Raw genomic sequence first — 556 nt, 5'->3', positions numbered from 1 at the left:
CCAGTCGGCGCCGTGCCGGGTGCCGCGGCGGGCGATAGCCGACATGATGCCTCGAGCGCGGATCTGGCTGCGGTAGATGTCGTGGTCGTAGCTGCGGTCGGCGAAGAGTGAGGCGGGTTTGCGGCGGGGGCGGCCGACGCGTCCGCGGACCGGCGGGATCGCGTCCAGCAGCGGTAGAAGCTGGGTGATGTTGTTGCGGTTGCCCCCGGTCAGCAGGACGGCGAGCGGGGTGCCGCGGCCGTCCTTGATGAGGTGGTGCTTGGAGCCGGCCCGGCCCCGGTCGGCCGGCCATGTGCTGCCCCCTTTAGGGCCCTGACGTGGGAGGGCCAGTCCGGCCGTGCGGCTGAGCTCAGCGAGCAGGATCTCGTGCAACCGCTGCCACCGGGCTCGTTCCAGCCCCGCAGCCGGCGCCAGCACGTCCTGCCCGAGCCGAAACCAACCCCCTGCGGCGGGGTACTCCCACTGGATGCCGGTGTGCAGCACGTACGGGATCCCGCACAGCACGTCCTGGTCCGGCAACGGCCTACGGCCCGGGTAGCGAAACGCCGCTCGCGCT

1 pseudogene is annotated in these 556 nt (G+C 72.3%); it reads right to left on the bottom strand.

What is annotated here, in order from left to right:
* A pseudogene (locus tag IE295_RS33170) lies at positions 1-556 on the bottom strand (transposase); the annotation flags it as partial.

This window comes from Streptomyces griseocarneus (genome assembly GCF_014655595.1).
Lineage (GTDB): Bacteria > Actinomycetota > Actinomycetes > Streptomycetales > Streptomycetaceae > Streptomyces > Streptomyces griseocarneus.
The sequence above is the reverse complement of the archived record's forward strand: the minus strand, read 5'-3'. Positions and strand labels throughout refer to the sequence as shown.